The organism is Qipengyuania vesicularis (assembly GCF_019711415.1).
Lineage (GTDB): Bacteria > Pseudomonadota > Alphaproteobacteria > Sphingomonadales > Sphingomonadaceae > Qipengyuania > Qipengyuania vesicularis.
In genome coordinates this window covers 388,031-409,424 of the sequence record NZ_JAIGNJ010000003.1, presented here as the reverse complement: position 1 = coordinate 409,424, position 21,394 = coordinate 388,031, and the positions used below count along the sequence as shown (strand labels likewise).

General features: G+C 63.9%; 18 protein-coding genes. 4 read left to right on the top strand and 14 right to left on the bottom strand.

The window, feature by feature from the left end; translation table 11 throughout:
* Positions 1 to 41 precede the first annotated feature (41 nt).
* Together K3146_RS10795 and K3146_RS10790 are read right to left on the bottom strand one after the other, a co-directional pair.
* Positions 42 to 1,280, bottom strand: a complete 1,239-nt coding sequence (locus tag K3146_RS10795; RefSeq protein WP_221546290.1) for an ABC transporter permease — start codon at positions 1,278 to 1,280, stop codon at positions 42 to 44.
* Positions 1,277 to 2,245 (bottom strand): ABC transporter ATP-binding protein, encoded by a 969-nt coding sequence (locus K3146_RS10790; RefSeq protein ID WP_221546289.1) that lies wholly within the window; start codon positions 2,243 to 2,245, stop codon positions 1,277 to 1,279. Before K3146_RS10790 ends, K3146_RS10795 begins: the two co-directional genes overlap by 4 nt.
* A 68-nt stretch (positions 2,246 to 2,313) precedes the next feature.
* Between K3146_RS10790 and queG the strand changes: the two genes are divergently transcribed.
* Complete coding sequence (gene queG / locus K3146_RS10785) at positions 2,314 to 3,375, top strand: tRNA epoxyqueuosine(34) reductase QueG (RefSeq protein ID WP_221546288.1); 1,062 nt, start codon at positions 2,314 to 2,316, stop codon at positions 3,373 to 3,375.
* On the opposite strand, the gene K3146_RS10780 is transcribed toward queG, so the two are convergent.
* The 10 genes from K3146_RS10780 to K3146_RS10735 form a co-directional block, all read right to left on the bottom strand.
* Positions 3,359 to 4,585 (bottom strand): NAD(P)/FAD-dependent oxidoreductase, encoded by a 1,227-nt coding sequence (locus K3146_RS10780; protein ID WP_221546287.1) that lies wholly within the window; start codon positions 4,583 to 4,585, stop codon positions 3,359 to 3,361. The two genes, queG and K3146_RS10780, sit on opposite strands and share 17 nt — an antisense overlap.
* 52 nt (positions 4,586 to 4,637) lie before the next feature.
* Entirely contained in the window at positions 4,638 to 9,326 is a 4,689-nt protein-coding gene (locus K3146_RS10775; RefSeq protein WP_221546286.1) for an NAD-glutamate dehydrogenase, read from the bottom strand.
* A gap of 158 nt (positions 9,327 to 9,484) precedes the next feature.
* Entirely contained in the window at positions 9,485 to 10,459 is a 975-nt protein-coding gene (locus K3146_RS10770; protein ID WP_221546285.1) for an LLM class flavin-dependent oxidoreductase, read from the bottom strand.
* A complete protein-coding gene (locus K3146_RS10765) occupies positions 10,456 to 11,316 on the bottom strand; it encodes a tetratricopeptide repeat protein (protein ID WP_221546284.1) in 861 nt (286 codons plus the stop codon). The genes K3146_RS10770 and K3146_RS10765 overlap by 4 nt, the downstream gene beginning before the upstream one ends.
* Positions 11,313 to 12,068 (bottom strand): alpha/beta fold hydrolase, encoded by a 756-nt coding sequence (locus K3146_RS10760; RefSeq protein ID WP_221546283.1) that lies wholly within the window; start codon positions 12,066 to 12,068, stop codon positions 11,313 to 11,315. Before K3146_RS10760 ends, K3146_RS10765 begins: the two co-directional genes overlap by 4 nt.
* 41 nt (positions 12,069 to 12,109) lie before the next feature.
* A complete protein-coding gene (locus tag K3146_RS10755) occupies positions 12,110 to 13,177 on the bottom strand; it encodes a M48 family metallopeptidase (RefSeq protein WP_221546282.1) in 1,068 nt (355 codons plus the stop codon).
* 3 nt (positions 13,178 to 13,180) lie between these two features.
* Positions 13,181 to 14,251, bottom strand: a complete 1,071-nt coding sequence (locus K3146_RS10750; RefSeq protein ID WP_221546514.1) for a YjgN family protein — start codon at positions 14,249 to 14,251, stop codon at positions 13,181 to 13,183.
* A 111-nt stretch (positions 14,252 to 14,362) separates the two neighbouring features.
* Positions 14,363 to 14,554: a helix-turn-helix transcriptional regulator gene (locus tag K3146_RS10745; protein WP_221546281.1), complete on the bottom strand. Its 192-nt coding sequence runs from the start codon at positions 14,552 to 14,554 to the stop codon at positions 14,363 to 14,365.
* Positions 14,551 to 15,156: a hypothetical protein gene (locus K3146_RS10740; protein ID WP_221546280.1), complete on the bottom strand. Its 606-nt coding sequence runs from the start codon at positions 15,154 to 15,156 to the stop codon at positions 14,551 to 14,553. Before K3146_RS10740 ends, K3146_RS10745 begins: the two co-directional genes overlap by 4 nt.
* Positions 15,153 to 15,338: a hypothetical protein gene (locus K3146_RS10735; protein ID WP_221546279.1), complete on the bottom strand. Its 186-nt coding sequence runs from the start codon at positions 15,336 to 15,338 to the stop codon at positions 15,153 to 15,155. Before K3146_RS10735 ends, K3146_RS10740 begins: the two co-directional genes overlap by 4 nt.
* A gap of 165 nt (positions 15,339 to 15,503) precedes the next feature.
* Here K3146_RS10735 and K3146_RS10730 point away from each other — a divergent pair, with 165 nt between their 5' ends.
* The 3 genes from K3146_RS10730 (at position 15,504) to K3146_RS10720 (ending at position 20,192) form a co-directional block, all read left to right on the top strand.
* Positions 15,504 to 17,177, top strand: coding sequence for an alkaline phosphatase D family protein (locus K3146_RS10730; RefSeq protein WP_221546278.1), 1,674 nt, complete (start codon positions 15,504 to 15,506; stop codon positions 17,175 to 17,177).
* A gap of 240 nt (positions 17,178 to 17,417) precedes the next feature.
* Positions 17,418 to 19,436: a threonine--tRNA ligase gene (gene thrS, locus K3146_RS10725; RefSeq protein WP_221546277.1), complete on the top strand. Its 2,019-nt coding sequence runs from the start codon at positions 17,418 to 17,420 to the stop codon at positions 19,434 to 19,436.
* 9 nt (positions 19,437 to 19,445) lie between these two features.
* Positions 19,446 to 20,192, top strand: coding sequence for a sulfite exporter TauE/SafE family protein (locus K3146_RS10720; RefSeq protein WP_221546276.1), 747 nt, complete (start codon positions 19,446 to 19,448; stop codon positions 20,190 to 20,192).
* Between the two features lie 4 nt (positions 20,193 to 20,196).
* Here K3146_RS10720 and K3146_RS13575 read toward each other — a convergent pair whose 3' ends face one another.
* Both K3146_RS13575 and K3146_RS10715 read right to left on the bottom strand, forming a co-directional pair.
* The gene (locus tag K3146_RS13575) at positions 20,197 to 20,325 is read right to left on the bottom strand and encodes a hypothetical protein (RefSeq protein ID WP_282098494.1); all 129 of its coding nucleotides are present in this window, start codon (positions 20,323 to 20,325) and stop codon (positions 20,197 to 20,199) included.
* Positions 20,326 to 20,360: 35 nt separating this feature from the next.
* Entirely contained in the window at positions 20,361 to 21,365 is a 1,005-nt protein-coding gene (locus K3146_RS10715) for an agmatine deiminase family protein (RefSeq protein WP_221546275.1), read from the bottom strand.
* Positions 21,366 to 21,394: the final 29 nt, after the last annotated feature.

Here is a 21,394-nt window from a genome sequence, read left to right as displayed (position 1 = left end):
CCTAACTGGGCTCAGTCAGCAGGGATTGCACGCAAGCGACCTCAGGCCGATCCACCGGGCAAGGTTCCCGCAATCCGGCCCTTGGTGCCGCGGCCGCCCTTGCCGGACTTCATCACCCGCCGCCGGAACAGCGTGGCCCCCGCCTTGATGAAGATCGCAACGCACAGGACCTGCCATGCCAGCGCCAGCAGGTGCGGCAGCAGGTCGGGCGATTGCGCCGCCCGTGCCAGCATGGCGAAGGGCGAAGAGAGCGGGAAGATCGCAGCGAAGAGTTCCAGCGGCGATCCCGGGTTGGTCATTGCGAAAGCGGCAAGGAAAAACACCAGTAACTGCGCCATGGTAACGGGCATGGACAGCGTCTGCACCTCGCGCACGGTGGTCGCCATGCCGCCGATCGTCAGGAAGAGCGAGCCGAGCAGGAGGTAGCCCATCGCAAAGTAGGTTATGCCGAGCAGGACGAAGAGCGGCCATCCCAGTGCAGGCTCGGGCAGCGAAGGCATGGCGCTTCCGGCGAGCGCGCCGATGGCTCCTCCGAAGAGGGCCCAGACGGCAATTCCCACGAAGCTCACGCCGAGCATCGCGAAGAGCTTGCCGAAGAAGACCGAGTCCATCGGGATCGCAGCGGCAAGCACTTCGATTACCTTGTTCGCCTTTTCCTCGACCAGGTTCGACAGCACCATGCCCGCCAGCAGCATCATGAGGAGGAACAGCAGGAGCTGGCCCGCCTGTGCCGTTCGGATGCGGTCCGATTTCGCCGCTGCCGCCGTTGTCGCAAGCGGACGCTCGGTGATCTCGGGAAAGGCCGAAGGAGCGGTGCCGCTTGCCATCGCCGAAAGGAGGGCAACCGGCCCGTCCCACCGCGAAATCTGGGCTGGGGTCCCGGTGATGACGGGGCTGACCAGACTGCCCGTGACAACCACTGCGAATTCGGAGGTATCGAGCAAGCTCTCGGGCGTCAGTCCTTCCGACTCGCGTTCTTCGCTATCGATCACTGCAACACGCGGCAATCCACCGATAGTGTCCTTGGCCGCTTCGCCTGCCGCGACGAGAGCGGCGTTGTCTTCGTCGGACATGGCAAGCGCGACCGTGTTGACGACCGCCTCGCGCTGCACCTGTCCGCCGATGCCACCGGCCAGCGCGCCGACGACGATCGGGAACAGAGGCCCGAGCAGGAAGAAGAAGAAGGCCCTGCTGAACAGGATCGCCTTGAAGTCGCGGCGTGCGACCACCCAGGCGGCCTCGAAGAAGGAAAGGCGCGAGGCTTCGTGTTCGTGGCTCATGCCTCGTTCTCCTCTTCAAGCGCCCGTGCGGCAGCTTCGCCGGCAATTTCGACGAAGGCATCGTGGAGCCCTGCTCGCTCGATCGAGAGCGAGAGGATGCCGGCCTTGCCGTCGATCAGCCGCTTGAGCAGCGCCTCGATCCCGCCCTCGGGGATCGGGAAATACCAGAAGTGGCTGTCAGCAGCCTTCGCATCATGACGGGCATCGGCAGGGAGCGCGCTGCGCCATTCGCCGCCCTCGTTGCGGGTCTCGAGCCGGACCTGCGCCGGGATCCGGTCGCGCGCCGCATCGACCGATCCGGCATAGGGCACCCGGCCCCCGGCGATGATCGCGACATCGTTGCACAGCCGCTCGGCATGGTGGATCACGTGGGTGGAAAAGATCACGGTCGTACCCTCGCGCGCAAGGTCGCGGATCATCACTTCGAGCTTGCCCTGGTTGATCGCATCGAGGCCGCTGAAGGGCTCGTCGAACACCACCAGCCGCGGTCGGTGGACCAGCGTGCCGAGCAACTGCACGGTCTGCGCCATGCCCTTCGACAATTGGCGGATCTGGCGGTCGACCGCGTGGCCCAGCCCATGGTTCTCAAGCAGTTCGCGTCCGCGTCTCTTCCCTTCGTCGAGCGGCAGGCCGCGCAGCGCTCCCATGAAGGCGATCGCATCATCGCATTTCATCGCCGGGTAGAGGCCGCGCTCTTCAGGCAGGTAGCCGATCCACTTGGCGATCTCGTGGGGCCGGTCATGGCCAAAAACACGGCGTACGCCTTCGTCCGGATCGATGATGCCAAGCAGCATGCGCAGGGTCGTCGTCTTTCCCGCGCCATTGGGACCGAGGATGCCGTAAATCGCCCCCTCAGGCACGCTGATGTCGACCCCGTCGACCGCGAGCGTGTCGTCGAACCTTTTCACGAGGCCGCGGGCTTCGATGGCAAGGCCATTCTTGTATTGATCGTCGTTTCGCGACATCGCGGTATCCGGCTCCCCTAAGGAGCCAGCGAGTTAGCCGCGCGATATGAACGGGAGCAACAGCAAGTTTGGTTAAATCGGCGTCACTCGACACCCTGCAACAGGACCTGAGGCGCGAGGCTCGTAGCCTCGGCTTCGTGGCGTGCGGCTTTGCCGATGCAGGCGAGGACCCGCTGCGCACGGGGCGCTTCGAGAAATGGCTCGGCGCCGGACACCATGGTTCGATGGAGTGGATGGAGAGCCGCAAAGTCCAGCGCGCCAGCCCGCAAGGCCTATGGCCCGAAGCCAGGAGCGTGATCGCGCTCGGCATGAGTTACGCGCCCGATGTCGATCCGCTGGCGCTGGAGGGTGATGACGAAAGGGCGAGGATCTCAGTCTATGCGCAGGGGCGCGATTATCACGATGTGGTGAAAAAGGCGCTGAAGGCGCTCGCCCGCTGGCTCATCGAGCGCGAGCCGGACAGCGAACTCAAGGTCTTCGTCGACACGGCGCCGGTGATGGAGAAGCCGCTGGGCGAGGCGGCAGGTATCGGCTGGCAGGGCAAGCACACCAACCTGGTCAGCCGCGATCACGGAAGCTGGCTGTTCCTCGGTGCGATCTATTCGACGCTCGAATTTGCGCCCGATAATGCGGGCAGGGATCGCTGCGGGTCGTGTCGTGCCTGCCAGGACGCTTGCCCTACTGCAGCCTTTCCCGCGCCCTACCAGCTCGATGCGCGGCGCTGCATTTCCTACCTCACGATCGAGCATAAGGGACCGATTCCGGAGCAGTTTCGCGAGGCGCTGAGTAATCGGATCTATGGCTGCGACGATTGCCTGGCGGTATGTCCGTGGAACAAGTTTGCGGACACTGCCCACCGTCATCTGAAACTGGCGCCGCGCGAAGAACTGGCGGCCCCGCGCCTGGCCGAATTCCTGGCTTTCGACGATGCAGGTTTCCGCAAGTTCTTCTCCGGCTCACCGATAAAGCGGGTCGGACGCGATCGCTTTGTGCGCAATTGCCTCTATGCCGCGGGCAATAGCGGGAATGGCGAATTGGCCGCGCAGGTCGAAGTACTGAGAAGCGATCCCGATCCCGCCGTGGCTGAAGCCGCCGACTGGGCAGCGATGCGCCTCAACCCATCTCCTTGAGCGCGACCTCGGTATCGGCCAGCAGTGCCGGATCGATCTCCGCCCGGTTCAACACCAGCTTGCGCCCCTGCGCGTAATCGCGCGTGTTGTTGACGCAATCGAGCGCGATGACCTCGCCCTCCTTGAGATAAATCAGGCTGAACTTGCGCTCCGCCGGGTTGCCGCGCAGCACGGTCGCATCATGGCCGGTCGAAATGCCCACCGTCTGGAGCCGGAGGTCATACTGGTTCGACCAGAACCACGGCACGGCATCGTAATCCTGCTTGTCGCCCATGATCGCCTTGGCGGCGACGGTCGCCATGTCATTCGCGTTCTGCACCGATTCCAGACGGATCACGGCATTGCCTGCATGGGGATTGGGGTGCGCCGCACAGTCACCGATCGCATAGATATCGTCGAGCGAGGTGCGGCAAAAGGTATCGACATCCACACCGTTGCTGCCTGCCGCACCGGCGGCGATCAGCGGGCCGACCGAAGGCACGATGCCAATTCCGACGATGACGATTTCGCAGGCGATGGTCTCGCCGGTCGTCAGCGTCACACCCGTCACCTTCTCCCCATCGCCCTCGATCCGGTCCACACCGGTTTCGAGCCTGATGTCGACGCCATGCGCGCGGTGTTCCGCAGCGTAGAACTCGCTGATCTCCGGCCCGGCGACGCGGGCGAGCACGCGATCCTGCATCTCGACCACGGTTACGGCGCAGTCCATCTTGCGCAATACGGCCGCTGCCTCGAGGCCGATATAGCCGGCACCGATCACCACCGCGCGGCGGTTGCCTGCAGCGAGTTCGTCCCTCAGTGCGTCGGTGTCGCGTCGCGAGCGGATTGTGTGGATCCCCGCCAGTTCTGCGCCAGGACAACCCAGCCTGCGGGCATCGCCGCCGCCAGCCCAGATGAGCTTGCGGTATGTGATCGAACTGTCGTCCGAGAGCGACAGGACATGCCTCATCCAGTCGACTTCATTGACATTCGCCCCGAGGCGCAGCGTGACATTGCGGTCCGCCCAGAACTGCTCGGGGCGGATGAGGATTTTCTCGAAAGGCTTGTCCCCGGCGAGATATTCCTTGGACAGTGGCGGACGCTCGTAGGGCGGGTTGCGATCGCGACTGACCATGAGGATCGGCTCCTCATGGCCTGCTTGGCGCAAAGCTATCGCAGCCTGCGCACCGCCATGACCCGACCCCACGATGACGACGTCATAATGCTCCATGAACGCAAGCGCTGGCGTCAAAAGCCCGCGCGGTCAAGCGTCGCGCGGTCAATCACCTCGCCAGCAGGTTGCGCGCCATGCTGGCAATTTGCGCGAGCATGGCCGGTGCCACGGGCGTCTGGCTCTGCGCCCGATCGACCATCGAACGGAACTGGCGCATCGCACTTTCGTGGTCCTGCGCCCAGCTTTCGACGACCTTGGGCATATCCTTCTTCGCATCCTTGCGGCGCGACAGGCGGCGCAGCAGTTCGAGCCGCATCTGCTGGAAATCACGCGCGATTCCGGAGACCAGCAAGCGCTCCCATACGTCGGAGGGATTCATCGTTGCCGCAGTACTCTGCGCCCAGTCGATCCCCATCATCGCGCCGATATCGGAGAATGCCTGCGTGATCGGCTTCGGCCCGATCCCGGTATCGCTGGCAAGCTGGGCAAGGCCAACCGAACCATCGAGGTCGAAGATATCTGTGACCTTGCGGGCGATCGCATCGGGCGCGCCGGCGGCGGCGAATCGATCGTGCAGCTTGGCCGACTGGCTCCGGATCTCGCAGCCGAGGAGTTGGTCCGACGAGGTGATCAGTACTTTCACGCCCTTACCGAGCTTGGCCACCATGTCCGACGGGTTCACCCGGCCTGCGCCGGTTCGCAGGACATCCGACATGAGGTTCGCGGCGGCAGCGGCCAGCCTGTCGAACATGAGCAGGCGGGCGCTTTCGTCCATCTTCGCCTTGTCCAGGTCGTCCCACAGGCTGCGCAGATCGAACAAATGCGCGACCGCGACAAACGAGGCCGCGACCTGCGACAACTCGACGCCTTCCTCTTCCGCCAGCTCGAACGGGTGGATGATGCCGAGGCGATTGATCATCGCATTGGCGAGCTTGGTGGCGATGATCTCGCGGCGCAGACGGTGGTTCTCGATCTGAGCCTTGAAGGTCTTGCGCATGGGTTCGGGGAAGCTGCGCAGCAGGAGGTCCTCGAGGATCGGATCGTCGGGCAGGTCGCTGTTCTCGATCGCGTCCTGAAGCACGAGCTTGGTCGAAGAAAGCAAGACTGCCAGTTCGGGACGGGTCAGCCCGGTTCCATCCGCCGCGCGGCGCTGCAAGTTCTGGTTGTCTGCCAGTCCTTCCGTGCGTCGATCGAGATTGCCGCCTGCCTCAAGCGTATCGATCAGGTGGAGCTGCGATCCCATCGCCCGTGCGCCGCCGATTTCGGCGATCGACAGGGCAAGGGCCTGGAGGCGGTTGTCTTCCAGGACCAGCGAGCTGACTTCGTCGGTCATCGCTTCGAGCAGCTTGACGCGCTTGGGTTCGGACAGCTTACCTGCCCGCTTGGCAGCGGCGAGCGCGATCTTGATGTTGACCTCGTTGTCCGAGCAATCGACGCCGGCCGAATTGTCGATGAAGTCGGTGTTACAACGCCCGCCGTTCAAAGAGAATTCGATCCGCCCGGCTTGCGTGGTGCCGAGGTTGGCGCCCTCGCCAATCACCTTGGCGCGCAGTTCCTTGGCATCGACGCGCAGCGCATCATTCGCCGGATCGCCGACCTGCACGTTATTCTCGGCAGCTGCTTTGATGTAGGTCCCGATTCCGCCGAACCAGATCAGGTCGACGGGCGCCTTCAGTATGCCGGATATCAATGCTTCGGGTTCGATCTCCGCGACATCGAGGCCGAGCACGCCTTGCATTGCCTTGGATAGCTTGATGACCTTGGCATCGCGCGGATAGACACCGCCTCCACGCGAGACGAGGTCCTCGTCATAGTCTTCCCAGCTCGAGCGCGGCAGGTCGAACATGCGCTTGCGCTCCTTCCAGCTCTTGGCCGGATCGGGATCGGGATCGAGGAAGATGTGGCGGTGATCGAAAGCAGCCACCAGCTTGATTGCTTTCGACAGCAGCATGCCATTGCCGAAAACGTCGCCCGACATGTCGCCGCAGCCGACCACCTGGATCGGGTCGGTTTGCACGTCGACACCCATCTCGAGGAAGTGGCGCTGGACGCTGACCCAGGCACCCTTGGCGGTGATGCCCATGGCCTTGTGGTCATAGCCCTTCGAGCCGCCACTCGCGAAGGCATCGTCGAGCCAGAAGTCGCGGTTCTCTGCGATGGCATTGGCGACGTCTGAGAACTTCGCCGTACCCTTGTCGGCGGCGACGACGAAATAGGGGTCTTCGCCATCATTGATGACGACGCCTTCGGGATGGACCACCTTATCGTCGACGATATTGTCGGTGACCGACAGCAGCGTGCGGATGAAGACTTCGTAGCTCGCCTGGCCCTCCGCCGCCCAGCCTTCGCGGTCGAGCGAGGGATCGGGCAGCTGCTTGGGATAGAAGCCGCCCTTCGCGCCGGTCGGCACGATGACGGCATTCTTCACGCGCTGCGCTTTCATCAGTCCGAGGATCTCGGTGCGGAAGTCGTCGCGCCGGTCGGACCAGCGTAGGCCCCCGCGCGCGACCGGGCCGGAACGCAGGTGGATGCCTTCCACGCGGCGTGAATAGACGAATATCTCGCGCCAGGGGATCGGCTTGGGCAGGCCCGGGACGAGTGAGCTGTCGATCTTGAAGGCGAGCGCTTCGCTTGCCGCCGGGGCAAAGCTGTTGGTGCGCAGGATCGCATCGATCAACGCGTTGTAGAGACGCAGCAGGCGGTCGTCGTTGATCGCCTTGACCTTGGCGAGACCGCGCTTGATCGTGCCGCGCGCCTCCTCGATCGCGCTATCGCGGCTGCCCTTGAAATCCGGATCGTGGCGTGCGGCGAAGAGGGCGATCAGCGCGCGGGTGATGTCGCGGTTTTTCGCCAGCGCATCGACCACCGTGTAGATCGTGAAGCCCATGCCGGTCTGGCGCAGATAGCGATAGAAAGCGCGCAGCCAGTCGGCCTGAGCTGCCTCGAGCCCCGCTTCCGCCACGAGCCGGTTGAAGACATCGTTCTCGGCATGGCCGTTGAGGACTGCCGACACCGCTTCTTCGATCGCTTCTGCGCGGCCGACGAGATCGTTGGGGTCTACGCCCGGGGCGAGCTGAAGCGCGAAATCGTGGATCGTGCCGAGTTGCGCATCATTGAGCACGGTGGGCATTTCGGCCTGCACATGAAAGCCGAAGTTCTCGAGCACCGGGACCGCGTCCGACAGCGGCAGGCTGCCCTCCGCCTGGTAAAGCTTCAAGCGCAGGCACGCGGGGTCGTCACGCTCGCACAGATAGAGCCGCGCACCGCGATGCGGCGCATCTTCTTCGTCATCGGCATGGATGCCCAGCGCGCGCAGCTTGGAGATGTCCTCCGCCGCCTCGCGCGGGCCGAAGCGGGCACGATAGGCGGTCGGGAAATGCTCCGCAAAGCGCATGGCAAGAGCTGCGGCGCGGCCTTTCTCCACCATGGTGAGGAGCTCGTTTTCGACCGCCTCGTTCCAGCCGCGGAGCAGGGTCTGCAACTGCTCTTCAAGATCGGCCTCGTCGGGGGCCTTCGCACCGTCGCGAATATCGAGCACGAAGCGCAGCATGGCGAGGTTGCCGCCCTCGACCTCCAGGCTCCAGTCCAGCAGGCGCGCCGCAGCTCCATGTTCGAGGAGCGACTTGATCTGCAGGCGGACTTGCGTCGCCAGCATGTCGCGCGGCAGCCAGACGAAGGCGAACAGGTGTCGGGCGAGCGGGGCCTCGACCAGGGCGAGGCGCGGACGCGGACGGTCGACCAACGCCATCATTGTCGTGGCGACGCGCTCGGTATCTGCTTCGCTGAATCCGATCAGCAGGTCGTGCGGCAGCGCGGTCATCGCATGGACCAGCGCCTTGCCGGCATGGCCGCCTTCGTCGAAGTTCAGCTTGTCGCGAATGCGGTCGAGCCGCTCGCGCAGGATCGGCACCGCACGCGGCGGCGCGGCGAGGGCTGCGCTGGTCCACACACCGGCATGGACCGACAGGGCGACGATCTTCTTGCCTTCGCGGCGCGGGACTATGAACAGGTCGAGCGGCACGGCGCGGTGCACGCGCGCGATATGGTTGGCCTTGATGATCAGCGGAGTACGCTGTTCGCCTTTGGCTTCGAACCACTTGAAGGCGCGATCGAAGCTTTCATCGACCAGCAGTTGTGGAACCCCCGACCGGCATATGCCGAGCTCGCCCTGTTGCGAGCCGTGGCGCATGCGGACGACGTGGCCCAGCTGGGTGAGCATGCCTGAATCGAGCCATTCGAGCAGCGCCCGACCCTCTTCAGCCTCGAGCGCCTTGGCATCGTGCTGCATCTGCTTCCGCAGCTTGGGCCAGTCGGTGACTGCCGCACGCACATCCGCGAGCGTAGCGTGAAGTTGCTCCTCGAGCGCGCGGCGCTGCTTGGCATCGACGCGCGCGGTCTCGATGTAGATCATCGATTCCCAATAGGCATCTTCGGGCTCGCCCTTGAGAATTCGGTCGAGCGTGCAATCCTTGGTCCGTTCGACCGGGACGACCGGGTGGACCAGGCGGTCGATCGAAATGCCAAGCGATGCGATCATGGCCGCTGTCGAATCGACGAGGAAAGGCATGTCGTCATTGACGATCGCGATGCGCGTATAGCGGTGACCTTCCGTAACCGACTCGATCGCCATGGCCACTTCGCCAAAACTACGCTGCTGCGCAACCTGGGTGACGAAATCCGCCGCCTCCTTCATGCGCGCATCGTCGAAGGGCGTGTCCCCCGGCAGCATCGAATCGCGCATGTGCTGCACGAGCATCTTGGACTGGGCTGCGGGAGTAGTGGCGGTCTTGGAACCCATGGGGGCCTCTCGCTTGCGGCGCGGATTGTTGCCGCACCTTGAAATATCCGAGTCGTTGCCCGGATCGGTCAGGGGCCGCGATTAGGCCTGTTGGCAAGCGAGGGCAAGGCGGCGAATGCGCATTTTTGCAATCCTATGCAAAGGCGGCAGCCGTAGCGTCAGCCGAGCGCCTGCATGGCTAGCGAGAGACTGTCGATCCGGGCCTGCGGATCGAAGGTGGGGCCGGCAAGGATGATCTCGTCTGCCTGAGTGCGAGAGACGAAGCCGCGCACCGCCTCGGCGCACTGCTCCGGCGTTCCGATCGCGCTCGCCTGGCCGATATGCGCCAGCATGGCCTGCGCCGGTGCGGGCAGTTGCTCGCGATAGCCTTCTATGGGCGGTTTGAGTTTCGAGGGCCTGCCCGTTCGCAGCGCCACGAAGGCCTGCATCTGCGAGGTTGCCAGGGTTTCGGCTTCCGCCTCGCTTAGTGCGCAGAAGAGGTTCATCGCTGCCATGACATGCGGCCGGTCGCACTGGTCGGAAGGCTGGAAATCGCGGCGATAGATTTCCAGCGCTGCATCGAGGTGATCGGGCGCGAAATGGCTGGCGAAGGCATAGGGCATGCCCAGTCGGGCTGCGAGCTGGGCGCCGAACAGGCTCGAGCCGAGCATCCAGAATTCGGGCTTCGCACCGAGGCCAGGGGTCGGATGGATTTCGGCGTCCCCGGCCATCAAAGCCATCAACTCGACCACGTCCTGCGGGAACGATTCCGCAGCCCGGTGGAGGTCCTTGCGCAGTGCGCGCTGGAGTTCCGGACCGGCGCCGGGTGCACGGCCGAGGCCGAGATCGACGCGACCGGGAAACAGCGCGTCCAAAGTGCCGAACTGCTCTGCGATCTGGAATGGCGTATGGTTGGGCAGCATGATCCCGCCCGACCCGATGCGGATCGTGCTCGTGGCGTTGCCGATATGCGCAAGGACCACCGAGGTGGCCCCTCCGGCAATCCCTTCCATCGCGTGGTGTTCGGCAACCCAGTACCGTTTGCAGCCGAGCCTTTCAGCTGCCTGCGCAAGAGCAGTGGCCGCCTCGAACGCTTCGGGGAGCGTCCCTCCTTCGCGCACGGGCACGAGGTCGAGAACCGAAAAGGCGGTCATTCCTCGGGAGTGTCAGGGGCTTCTTCGGGCGCGGAGAGCTGGTCCAGATATCCCTGAGCGCGTTCGGCAGAGGCGCTGCCGGGTGCCAGCCGGATCACCGATTCAAAGCTGTCACGTGCATCCTCGGCGCGACCCGAGAGTGCCGCGATCACGCCCGCCTCCAAGGCTACCTGAGGATCGCGCGGACTGAGGAAGGAAGCACGCTGGATCTGACTTTGCGCTTCGAATAGCCGCTCCAGCCGGCGCGAAAGCGTCGCAGAGAGGAGCCAGGCCTCCGTGTCGAGCCCATCGGCTTCACGCGCCTCGGCAAGCGCGAGGGCCGCATCCTCCTCGCGCCCTACCCGCACCAGCACGCGGGCGAGATCTACGCGCAAGTCGGCGGCGAGTTCGCCGTCGCCAGCGGTAAGCGCAAGTTCGCCTGCACGGTCGAGCAGGCCAATCGCGGCATCGGTGTCGTTTTCGGCCATCGCCGCATTGCCCGCCATCGCGGCGAGCCTTGCGGCATAGGAAAGATTGTCCTGAGGCGCCTCGGCGCTGGCAAGATCGAAGGCCTGCCGGGCCTCGCTCATCCGGCCGAGCTTCACCAGCGCAAGGCCGAGGCAATGCGCCGACTGCGCAAACTCCAGATCTGTCTGCGCTGCCTCACGCCAGGATTGCGCCCGATCCAGCGCGGCGTAGGGATCGTTCGAGGCCAGTCGCAAGCAATCGGCAAGCGTGGTGGCCTGCGGCCCCGACACTGCTCGCTCGCGCGGGGGGCGGTCCTGCAATTCGGGCGGGACCCCAGGCATGCTTCCTGCAGCGGGATTGGGGCCGACCTGGGCCAGCATGAAAACGAGCGGGGCGAGGGGGTAGGTCAAGCGGTCTCCAGGTCCGATAGCAAGCCGTCCACGGTGCGCAGCAGCAGCGCGATATCCTGCGGCCGCGAGAGGCGATGGTCGCCGTCCTTTACGAATGTCAGTTGAACCGCATCCGAACGCAGCGCCGCGGCAAGTTTCGTACTGATCTGCGAGGGCACGTCATTGTCGCGTTCACCGTGGAGCAGGCGGACGGGGACATCGAGCGGGATAGTGCTGGCGAGGAGGCGTTGCGCCTGCCCGTCTTCCCAGAACCCGCGCCACACGCGCAGCGGCTCGTAGTCATACTCGGGCGACAGCGGCATTTGGAAGAAGCCCTGCTCGGTGATCGTGCGCTTTTGCGCGTCGTCGAAGTCCCAGTCCGTGAAGTCCGGGGCGGAGGCGATCCCGACGAGGCCCGCCAGTCGATCGCCCAGCGCCATGCCGATGAGCAGCATCAGCCAGCCACCCATGGACGAGCCGATGAGGATTACGGGGTCGGAAATCTGCGCGTCGATCAGCGCCAGAACTTCCTTGCGCCATCTCGACAGCGTTCCCTCGGCGAATTCGCCCTCGCTCTGTCCGCAACCGGAATAATCGAGCAGCAGGCATGCGAGACCGTGTTCGCCCGCCCAGTCGAACAGGGCAGTCGCTTTGCCGCCTTCCATGTCCGACATGTAGCCCGGCAGGAAGACCAGGGTGGGGCCGCGGCCTTCGCGGTGGCGGAAAGCGATGCGCCGCCCGTCGGGCATGCGGTGAAACCGGACGTCAGTCATATGCGCGAGGTGTCGCGTCCACGGCGGCGCATTGCAACCCCTTAGAAGAAGTCGAACTCCTCGACGTCGGGGTCTTTCTCGCACATCGACTTGATTGCGGCGAATTCCTCTTCGCTCAACACGGGGACGAATGTCTTGCCCTTGGCTGCCTCGCGATAGGCCTTGGCCCGCTCTGCCGGATCGGGGTGGCTCGAGACCCAGCCGATGATCGCATTCTCCTCGCCTTCTCCCTCGCCGCCGATGCGCTCGAAGAATGACGCGGTGCCGAGCGGCGAGATGCGGCTTTCGTCCATCCGCTCGCGCGCATATTCATCAGCCTCGCGCTCGGCATCGCGCGAATATCCCATCGCGGCGAGGCCAAAGACCGTTTCGCCGACGCTCGTGTTGGCTCCCGATAGCAGGATCGACATCCCGAACTGGCGGAGCAGCGCGGTCATCACGTGGCGCTCGCGAACATGCCCCACTTCGTGGCCGAGTACCCCCGCCAGTTCTTCGGGTGTCTTGGCGTCTTGCACCAGCCCGTCGAACAGCAGGACCTGACCGCCGGGCAGGGCGACGGCGTTGACCATGTCGATATTGGCGACACCGGCGCGAACCTGCTCCTCGGCCGGATCGACCGCGTCGAGCAGCTTGGCGAGCGCCGCGTCGCCCTCGGGCGTGTGACACAGCCGGTTACCGAAATCGCCGACCATCGCATCGCCCAGATTGCGTTCCCAGCTCTCCGGCACGCGCGGCCCGAGCCAGTCGGGCGCGGTCAGGAACAGCGCGACGGCCGCCACGCTGACGGCCGCAAAGATCGCGCTCGCCTTGCCGAGCCCAAGCTTGTCGACCCAGGCGCCATAGACCTGCTTTTCAGGCAATCTGGAAGCGAGGCCAGGCGGGATATCGGCCGGCAGGATCAGGCGGAAGTTCGGCTCGCTCGTGCGGCGATAGACCAGCTCGCCACCCCGTTCCTCGGAGTATTCGAGGTCGGGAATGGCAACCTCCATCGCCCCGGTCGGGCCGCGAAGCGCTAGGGTGTCTGCCCCGTCCCACACGGCTTCGCCCTGGTGGCGTATGGCGCTATGGCCATCATACCATTGGGCCGAGGTCTGGAAGTTGCTTTCCATCGATCAGAACGCCCCGATGTCGAATGCATCGAGCAGCCCTTCGCCGTGCCGCGCGGTCTTGGTCGTCGACTGGGTAAGCTCGTCGAGGAGGATATCACCCCCCGCTTCGAGGTGGACAATCAGGAATTTCCAGTGACGATAGGAGAGGAACACGAAACCCAGGCCGAGCGTGAAGACCACGATCAACGCATCGCCAATCAGCAGCTTGACCCAATCCATGGTCGAAGCCTCGAAGCTGAAATGGAGGTCCTTCCAGCGCGTCGAGCCAACGACTTCGCGGTAGAACTTGGCATAGAATGCCACCGCGATCAGGCCGAGGCCGAGATAGAAGAAAAGGAAGAGGAAGATGATCGCGCCGAACATGCCGATGCTCGCTCCTTCCTCGCCGCCTATCCCGTATCCGGCCAGGGCACCTGTCGCTCCCGCAATCAATGCACCAGCGAACAGGATGAACGGCGCAAGGTAGAACAGCAGGAAGCGCGCGAAGACATTGCCCGGATCGGCATTGGCTTCGAATTCGTAGGGACCGAAGCTCATTTTGCTCCAGCGCTCGTTCCACAGGCTGGTCATCGACCAGGGAATGAGCAGGCCGATCGGGATGTAGCCGACGAAGGTCTTCCACATGTAGGACAGGCCGTATTTGAGGCCCTGGTCGTTGCTGCCCCCGCGAATGCCGCGCCAGCGCGTGCGCGACAGCCGGTATCGCAGTGCACGGAACCGCGCGACCCCGGTGAGGTAGAAGATCGCCACGATCGGCAATATGCCAAGCGCTGCACCCAACGCCTCATTGCCGCGCATGATCAGCGCCTGAGAGACGAACTGGAGGCCGAAGACCGGCAGCGCGAACAGCAGCATCACCATCAAGAAGCCGACGAACAGCTCCTTGCCCGTACCTGTCCACTCGAGCCGTTCGTCGACGAAGCGCGTGTGGGACCACAGGTAGCGGCGTTCGCGCGTCGTCGCCCAGAAGCGATAAATTCCCAGCGTAACGATAGTGAGCAAGAGGTTGGGTAGCGCGATGCGCGCAAAGTCTTTCCAATTGCCGTCGAAACCGAATGCACTCTCGGCTTCCATCTGTTCATATTGCGTATTCAATTCGACCCCCGGTATTCGATTGCCCGATGCAAGTCCCGTCCGGGAAAGACAATCGAGCCGGGGGCGTTTCAAGTCAAGCACGCAGGACGGTCAATCGCGCGTGAAAATCTCCTCTATCGCAAGTTCGAACACATCGGCGATCTTGAATGCGAGCGGGAGCGATGGATCGTAGCGCCCGGTCTCGATCGCGTTGACGCTCTGGCGGCTGACCTCGAGCCGATCTGCGAGGTCCTGCTGGCTCCAGTTGCGCTCGGCGCGCAGCACCTTGAGACGGTTCTTCACAGCGCGCCCCACGATCCATGCGTGATGCGGTTCGATGCCGCGCCCACGAATTGTCCGAAGAAGAATGCGACCGCGAACCAGTATGCGGGGATATGCGGCACCACGCCGCCCGTTTCGAGGAATCCCCAGATGGTGGCGAAGCCGAGTGCGAGGCCGGTCGCGATGAGGGTTTGCCGAACGATCAGCATGCGGATGAATTCGTCCTTCTCATCTACGATGAGCCGCCCGATCGCCCAGAAGACACCGCAGATGGCGAGACCGGGCATCACCGAGAGAGCGGCGCGCGCTGCGAGTGAGACATCGTCGCCCTCGAGCAGGCTGACCTGGAGGGCAATGACGACGAGATATGCCGATGCGAAGATCGCGACCCGCTTGATATAGAGGCGCTGAGCCTCGCCACGTCCGATGCAATCACTCGCGGAATTGGCCACGCGCATGGTCTGGAAGAACAGGCCCGCCGGAACAATCATCAGGATCAGGGCCGTGACGCTGTTGATCGCATCGGTCAGCGCCAGGCCCATGACCGCGCCAAATGTCCCGAAAGTGAGTCCGGCCCAGAACGGTACCGTGCGCGTGAAGCCGCCTCTTGTTCCCGTGTTCATGCCTCGCTCCCGTTCAGAAGATCGCAGGACTTGCGATCACGCAGCCATGCGCCGGGGAACAGGGCGAGGAGGAGAAAGGGCGAGTATTGCGCCACCTCCACGGGCACGAAGTCGAAAACCGCCAGCAAGGCGATTCCGATCATGGATGCGGCCACCAATAGGGCCTGATAGGTCTGTTTCATGACAAGTCTCCTTTTCTTGATGTAAAGGGTATTTGTCATACCTTCCGACTGATGTCAAGTGTGCTTTCCAAAAGGGAGCGTGTGCTTGTCAATCGGATATTTGGTTCTTGTCATCGGACTGCCATCGCGCGCAGTCAGGAAGGCAGAGATGAGGAGAACTGCCGCATGCTGAAGACCGAACCGCCCCGTTCCCCGAACCTCCCAGCACTCGACCGGCGCACCCTTATGCGAGGCGGTCTGCTCGGCGCCGGGCTCTTCTCCACGCCCCTGTCGGCCCAACTTGGTCACCAGACGCGAGGGTTTACCCATGGTGTTGCCAGTGGTGAGCCCGGACATTCGCGAGCGCTCCTGTGGACGCGATATGCCGCGGCGCAGGATACCGAGCTGACCTGGCAGGCACTTTCGGCCGACGCCAACCAACGCGTGGTCGCCGAGGGGCAGGTCACCGCCTCGGGCGACAATGATTTCTGCGTGAAGGCCTGGGCCGAAGGGCTGGAGCCCGGGCGCTGGTACTATTTCCGCTTCATCGCGCCCGATGGTTCGATGTCCGATCTCGGACGCACGCGCACCTTGCCCCAGGGGCCAACCCAAAGCTGGAAGATGGCAGTCTTCTCCTGCTCGAATTTCGGCTTCGGGTGGTTCAACGCCTATCGCCATGCTGCCGAGGCGAACGAATTCGACTGTGCCCTGCACCTGGGCGACTACTTTTACGAGTATCCTCAGGGGACATATCCCGGAGACAGCGAAACCCTGCCCGGTCGCCCAAAGCTGGACCCTCAATCGGAAGTGATCGCGCTGGCGGATTATCGCGCGCGCTACGCCATGTACCGGACCGACTCAGACCTGCGGCGCCTGCACCAGCTTTATCCGATGATTGCCGGTTGGGACGATCACGAATCGTCCAACGACAGCTGGTCCGACGGCGCACAAAATCACCAGCCTGAAAGCGAGGGTGAGTGGTCCGTTCGCAAGGCCGCCGCGATGAAGGCCTATCGAGAATGGATGCCGGTCTCGGACGATCCATGGGCAAGCTATGAGGTGGGCGATCTTGCAACATTGTTCCGTCTGGAGACCCGTCTCTCCCATCGCGCAAAACAATTCGATTACAATACTTTGCTGCGCAGCATTTTCTCTCCTGAAGAGGCGATTTCGAGGCTCACCGCGTTCCGCGACGGCGATTATGTCGACCCGTCACGCGAGGTGTTGGGGATGGACCAGCAGGCATGGCTGGCGAATGGCCTGAACAGGTCGAAGACGGGCGGAAAGGTCTGGCAGGTCCTCGTCCAGCAGGTGCTGATGGGCAAGCTCGCCTCGGCGACCTCGATCACGGACACTTTGCCCGAAGGACTGCCATCCTACATTCGCGAAAGGGTCGTCGCGGGCGCATTGGCGAGCCGGGCGGAACTCCCGCTCAACATGGATGCCTGGGACGGTTATCCTGCTGCCCGGGAGCGCCTGTTCGAAGCGGCGCTGGCGGCGGATGCGAACCTGATCAGCCTAGCTGGCGACACGCATAATGCCTGGGCCTTCGACCTTGCACATGGCGGCGAGGCTGTGGGCGTGGAGTTTGGCGGCCAGTCAGTCGCCTCACCGGGTCTCGAGGGCTATCTCGCTCCCGTCCCGCCGCAGCAGATTGCGGGCGCGCTCGTCCAGCGCAATCCGGAACTCAAGTGGATGGACGCATCGCAGCGCGGCTATATGGCAGTCGAACTGACTCCCACGCGTGCGACCAGCGAATATCGCTTCCTCGCAAGCGTTCGCGAGAAAGGCGCGGGCGTAGTCGCGACCAACCGCATCTCAACCTTGGCAGGATCGCGGCGGCTGGACATGGCTGGATAGGGCGGGTTGAGAAATTAACCCACCGCCGCTATCTGACCTCGCATGACGCATACGCGCTTCACCACGACTACTACCACCACCTCGGGCAACCGGGGGCGGGTAGTCGCGGGCTGACGCGGCGTACCGCCACCCGGTTTCGGGTGGCTGGCGTTCCTCCCGAAATCGCGAATTTCTCCCAAAACGCCGCTTCAAGCGCGTGGCCGTTTGTGTCATGGCGCGCGCAACATAACGGATGAGACGATGACGGAACTTCTCAAGATCAGCCTGCCCGATGGTTCGGTGCGCGAAATGGAAAAGGGCAGCACGCCCGCCGATGTCGCCGCCGCGATCGGGCCCGGCCTCGCCAAGGCTGCGATTGCCGCGCGCGTCGACGGTGAATTGCGCGATATCAACCGCCCCTTCGAAGGCGACGCTGAATTGGCGCTGGTGACGAGCCGCGACGAAGAAGACGCGCTCGAACTCGCGCGCCACGATTTCGCACATGTGCTGGCCGAGGCCGTCCAGTCGCTCTTCCCCGGCACGCAGATCACTTTCGGTCCGGCGACCGACGACGGTTTCTATTACGATGTGAAGGCGCCCGACACGCGCGAGCCGTTCAGCATGGACGATCTTCCCGCGATCGAGGAAGAGATGCGCCGCATCATCAAGGCCGACAAGCCGCTGCGCCGCGAGGTCTGGAGCCGCCAGCAACTGATCGACAAGTGGGAAGCCGAGGGCGAGGTCTTCAAGGCCGAATGGGCCAAGGAACTGCCCGAGGACGAAGAACTCACGGTCTACTGGTCGGGTGAAGACTGGCTCGACATGTGCCGCGGCCCGCACCTTGCCTCGACGGGTAAGCTCGATCCGCAGGCCTTCAAGCTGATGCGTGTCGCCGGGGCATACTGGCGCGGCGACCAGAAGAACGCGCAGCTGACGCGCATCTACGGCACGGGCTGGCTCAACAAGAAGCAATTGAACGCGCATCTCACGCGTCTCGAAGAAGCCGCCAAGCGCGACCACCGCAAGCTTGGCCGCGAAATGGACCTCTTCCACTTGCAGGAAGAGGCGCATGGCAGCGTCTTCTGGCATCCCAATGGCTATCGCATCTGGCGCGAGCTCGAAGCCTATATGCGCCGCAAGATGGACGGCGCGGGCTATCGCGAGATCAAGACGCCGCAGCTGATGGACGTGCGCCAGTGGACCGCTTCGGGTCACTGGGGGAAGTATGCCGAGAACATGTTCGCGGTCCCCGATATCGTGCCCGATGTGGACGATAGCGGCGCAGCCTCGGCCCATCCAAAAGTGGCGGACGATGCCGACTGGATGGCGATCAAGCCGATGAACTGCCCGGCGCACGTGCTGGTTTTCAAGCAGGGCATCACGTCCTATCGCGACCTGCCCATCCGGCTGGGCGAGATGGGCTGCTGCCACCGCAACGAACCGCATGGCGCGCTCCATGGCCTCATGCGCGTGCGCCAGTTCACGCAGGATGATGCGCATATCTTCTGCACAGAAGGCCAGGTCGTCGAGGAAGTGCGCGCCTTCTGCAAGCTGGCGGAAAGCGTCTACAAGGATTTCGGCTTCACCTTCGCGATCAAGCTGGCGCTACGCCCCGAAAAGCGGCTCGGCAGCGATGCCGATTGGGACAAGGCCGAGCAGGAACTGCGCGACGCCGTGGCCGAGGCGGGCATGATGAACGAGGAGTTCGGCTGGGAAGAACTGCCGGGAGAAGGCGCGTTCTACGCACCCAAGCTGGAATGGCACCTCACGGATGCCATCGGCCGCACCTGGCAGGTCGGCACGATCCAGGGCGACCGCGTGCTGCCCGACCGTCTCGACGCAAGCTATGTCGGCGAGGATGGCGAGAAGCATCGCCCGGTCATGCTCCACCGCGCGATCTTCGGCAGTTACGAACGCTTCATCGGCATCCTGATCGAGCACTACGCCGGTCGCATGCCCGTGTGGCTTGCCCCGACGCAGGCGGTGGTCGCGACAATCGTGTCGGACGCGGACGATTATGCGAAGGAAGCGGTCGCCAAGCTGGAGGCCGCCGGCATCCGCGTGGCGAGCGACCTGAGGAACGAGAAGATCAACTACAAGGTGCGCGAACACAGCCACGCCAAGGTCCCGCACCTGCTGGTGGTCGGCAATCGCGAGGCAGAAGAGGGCACGGTCGCGGTCCGCACACTCGGCCAGCAGCACCAGAAGGTGATGCCGCTCGACGAAGCGATCGCAATGCTCAAGGCCGAGGCGACCCCGCCGGACCTTCGCGAAGACTAAGACAGAGCAGTGGATCTGCTCGCCGACTACGGATTATTTCCGATTGCCGCCGCGGTGCTGGCGGCTTTCGGATCTGCTTTCGTGCGCGGGCTGACTGGTTTCGGCATGGCGATCCTGATCGTGCCGATCCTGGCGCTTGCTCTCACCCCGATCGAGGCGGTCCTGCTGACCAACTTCCTCTCGCTGTTTATCGGAATGTCCGAGATTCGCCGGCTGGTGAGAGGGGCGGAAAGATCGGCGTGGACGATCATTGCGCTTGTCGTCCTGACCACGCCCGTTGGTCTCTACCTACTCAGCATCACCTCGCCAAACCTCGCACGGATCGTGATCGCGATGATCGCGATCTCGGCCTTCGCGGCCATCCTGTTGCCGCGACGCAGCAAGCCCGGCCATCATCCGGCAACGACTGGCGGGGTCGGTGTCCTCAGCGGGTTGATGACCGGCTATGCGGGCATGCCCGGCCCCCCGGTCGTGCCATATTATGTCGGGCGCGATATCCCGCGGGAGATGGCAAAGGCATCGATGCTGCTGATATTCACCTGCGCGTCGACCACGGGCCTTGCAAGCGGCGCGGCGCTCGGCGTGCTCGACTGGACGCTGCCGCTGCTGGCGGTCCTGTTGTTTCCGGCCGTGCTGCTGGGCAACGTGCTCGGCAATCGCGCTTCGGGACGTATCGAGGACCGCACCTGGCGGATCTGCGTAGGGGTAGTCCTGGGCGGTGCTGCTGCAGCGGCCTTGTGGAAGGCCGTGGCCTGAAGGCTCAGTAAGGCAGGAAGGGCCCAGCCAGCACGAGCGCAAGGCCGCATCCGCTTACGAGGCCGGCGCGCAGCCATTCCCCCAGCGGGAGTTCGGGCACATGCGTGCGGGCGAGAGCGATAGCCTTGGTCATGGCGCCTATTCTCCGCCCCAATCCCTAACGAAAGGTTAAATGCGGGCGCGGGCCGCAGGCATTTGCTGGCTGGCACAATGGAACCCGCCTCCGCCGGCGAGCACAGCATCACCGCGCAGCCCAATGGTGGCGCGATCGGGAAACAGATCGGCAATCGCGGCGACACCGTCTTCGTCATGGGGGCTACCGAATGTCGGCACCACAACCAGATGGCTGGTGATGGCGAAGTTGGCATAGCTGGCCGGTTCGATCCGGTCGCCGCTCGTCACGAGGCCGGGGGAGGGAATTTCCTTGACCGCTACGCCCATCGCTTCGGCGCGGGCCTTGGCATCGGCATAGATCGCGGCGTTGGGATCGTCGTTTCCGGTGGCGCGCGGCAGGGCGAGCGTATTCGCGCCCACGAAGCGAGCGAGATTGTCGACATGCCCATCGGTGTGGTCGTTGATCAGTCCATCACCGAGCCACAACACGCGATTGAAGCCAAGGTCGGCTTTCAGGCGTTCTTCGATCTCTTCACGGGTGAGCTGCGGATTGCGATTCGGATTGAGCAGGCATTGCTCGGTTGTCGCTACAAGACCGGTCCCATCACCATCGATGGCTCCGCCCTCAAGGATCCAGTCGGCAATCTCCAAAGGTAGCCCCGCATCCTCGGCGAGTTCGGCTCCGACTGTCTGATCGCCATCCATGAGATACTTTCCGCCCCAGCCGTTGAAGCCGAAGCGGGCTGCCATGCGGTGACCCGTGACATCGGTCAGAACCAGAGGCCCTGTGTCGCGGAGCCAGACATCGCCATAGGCCCGACGCTCTAGCGTGACTGCACCGCTGACGAGATCGCGCGCGCGCTGTTCGTTATTCGCATTGCGGACCAGGAGGCGTACTTCTTGCCCGCTTTCCGCGACGGCATTGGCGAAGGCTGCAATCTGCTCCTGCGCTGCCGGGAGAACCTCGGGCCATTCGTCGGCATCGTGCGGGAAACCGATCCAGATCCAGTCCTGCGGCGCCCACTCGGGAGGCATGGTCCAACGGGCTTTCTCGCTCATGCAGGGCGGTTAGGCTGCGTCAGCCACCA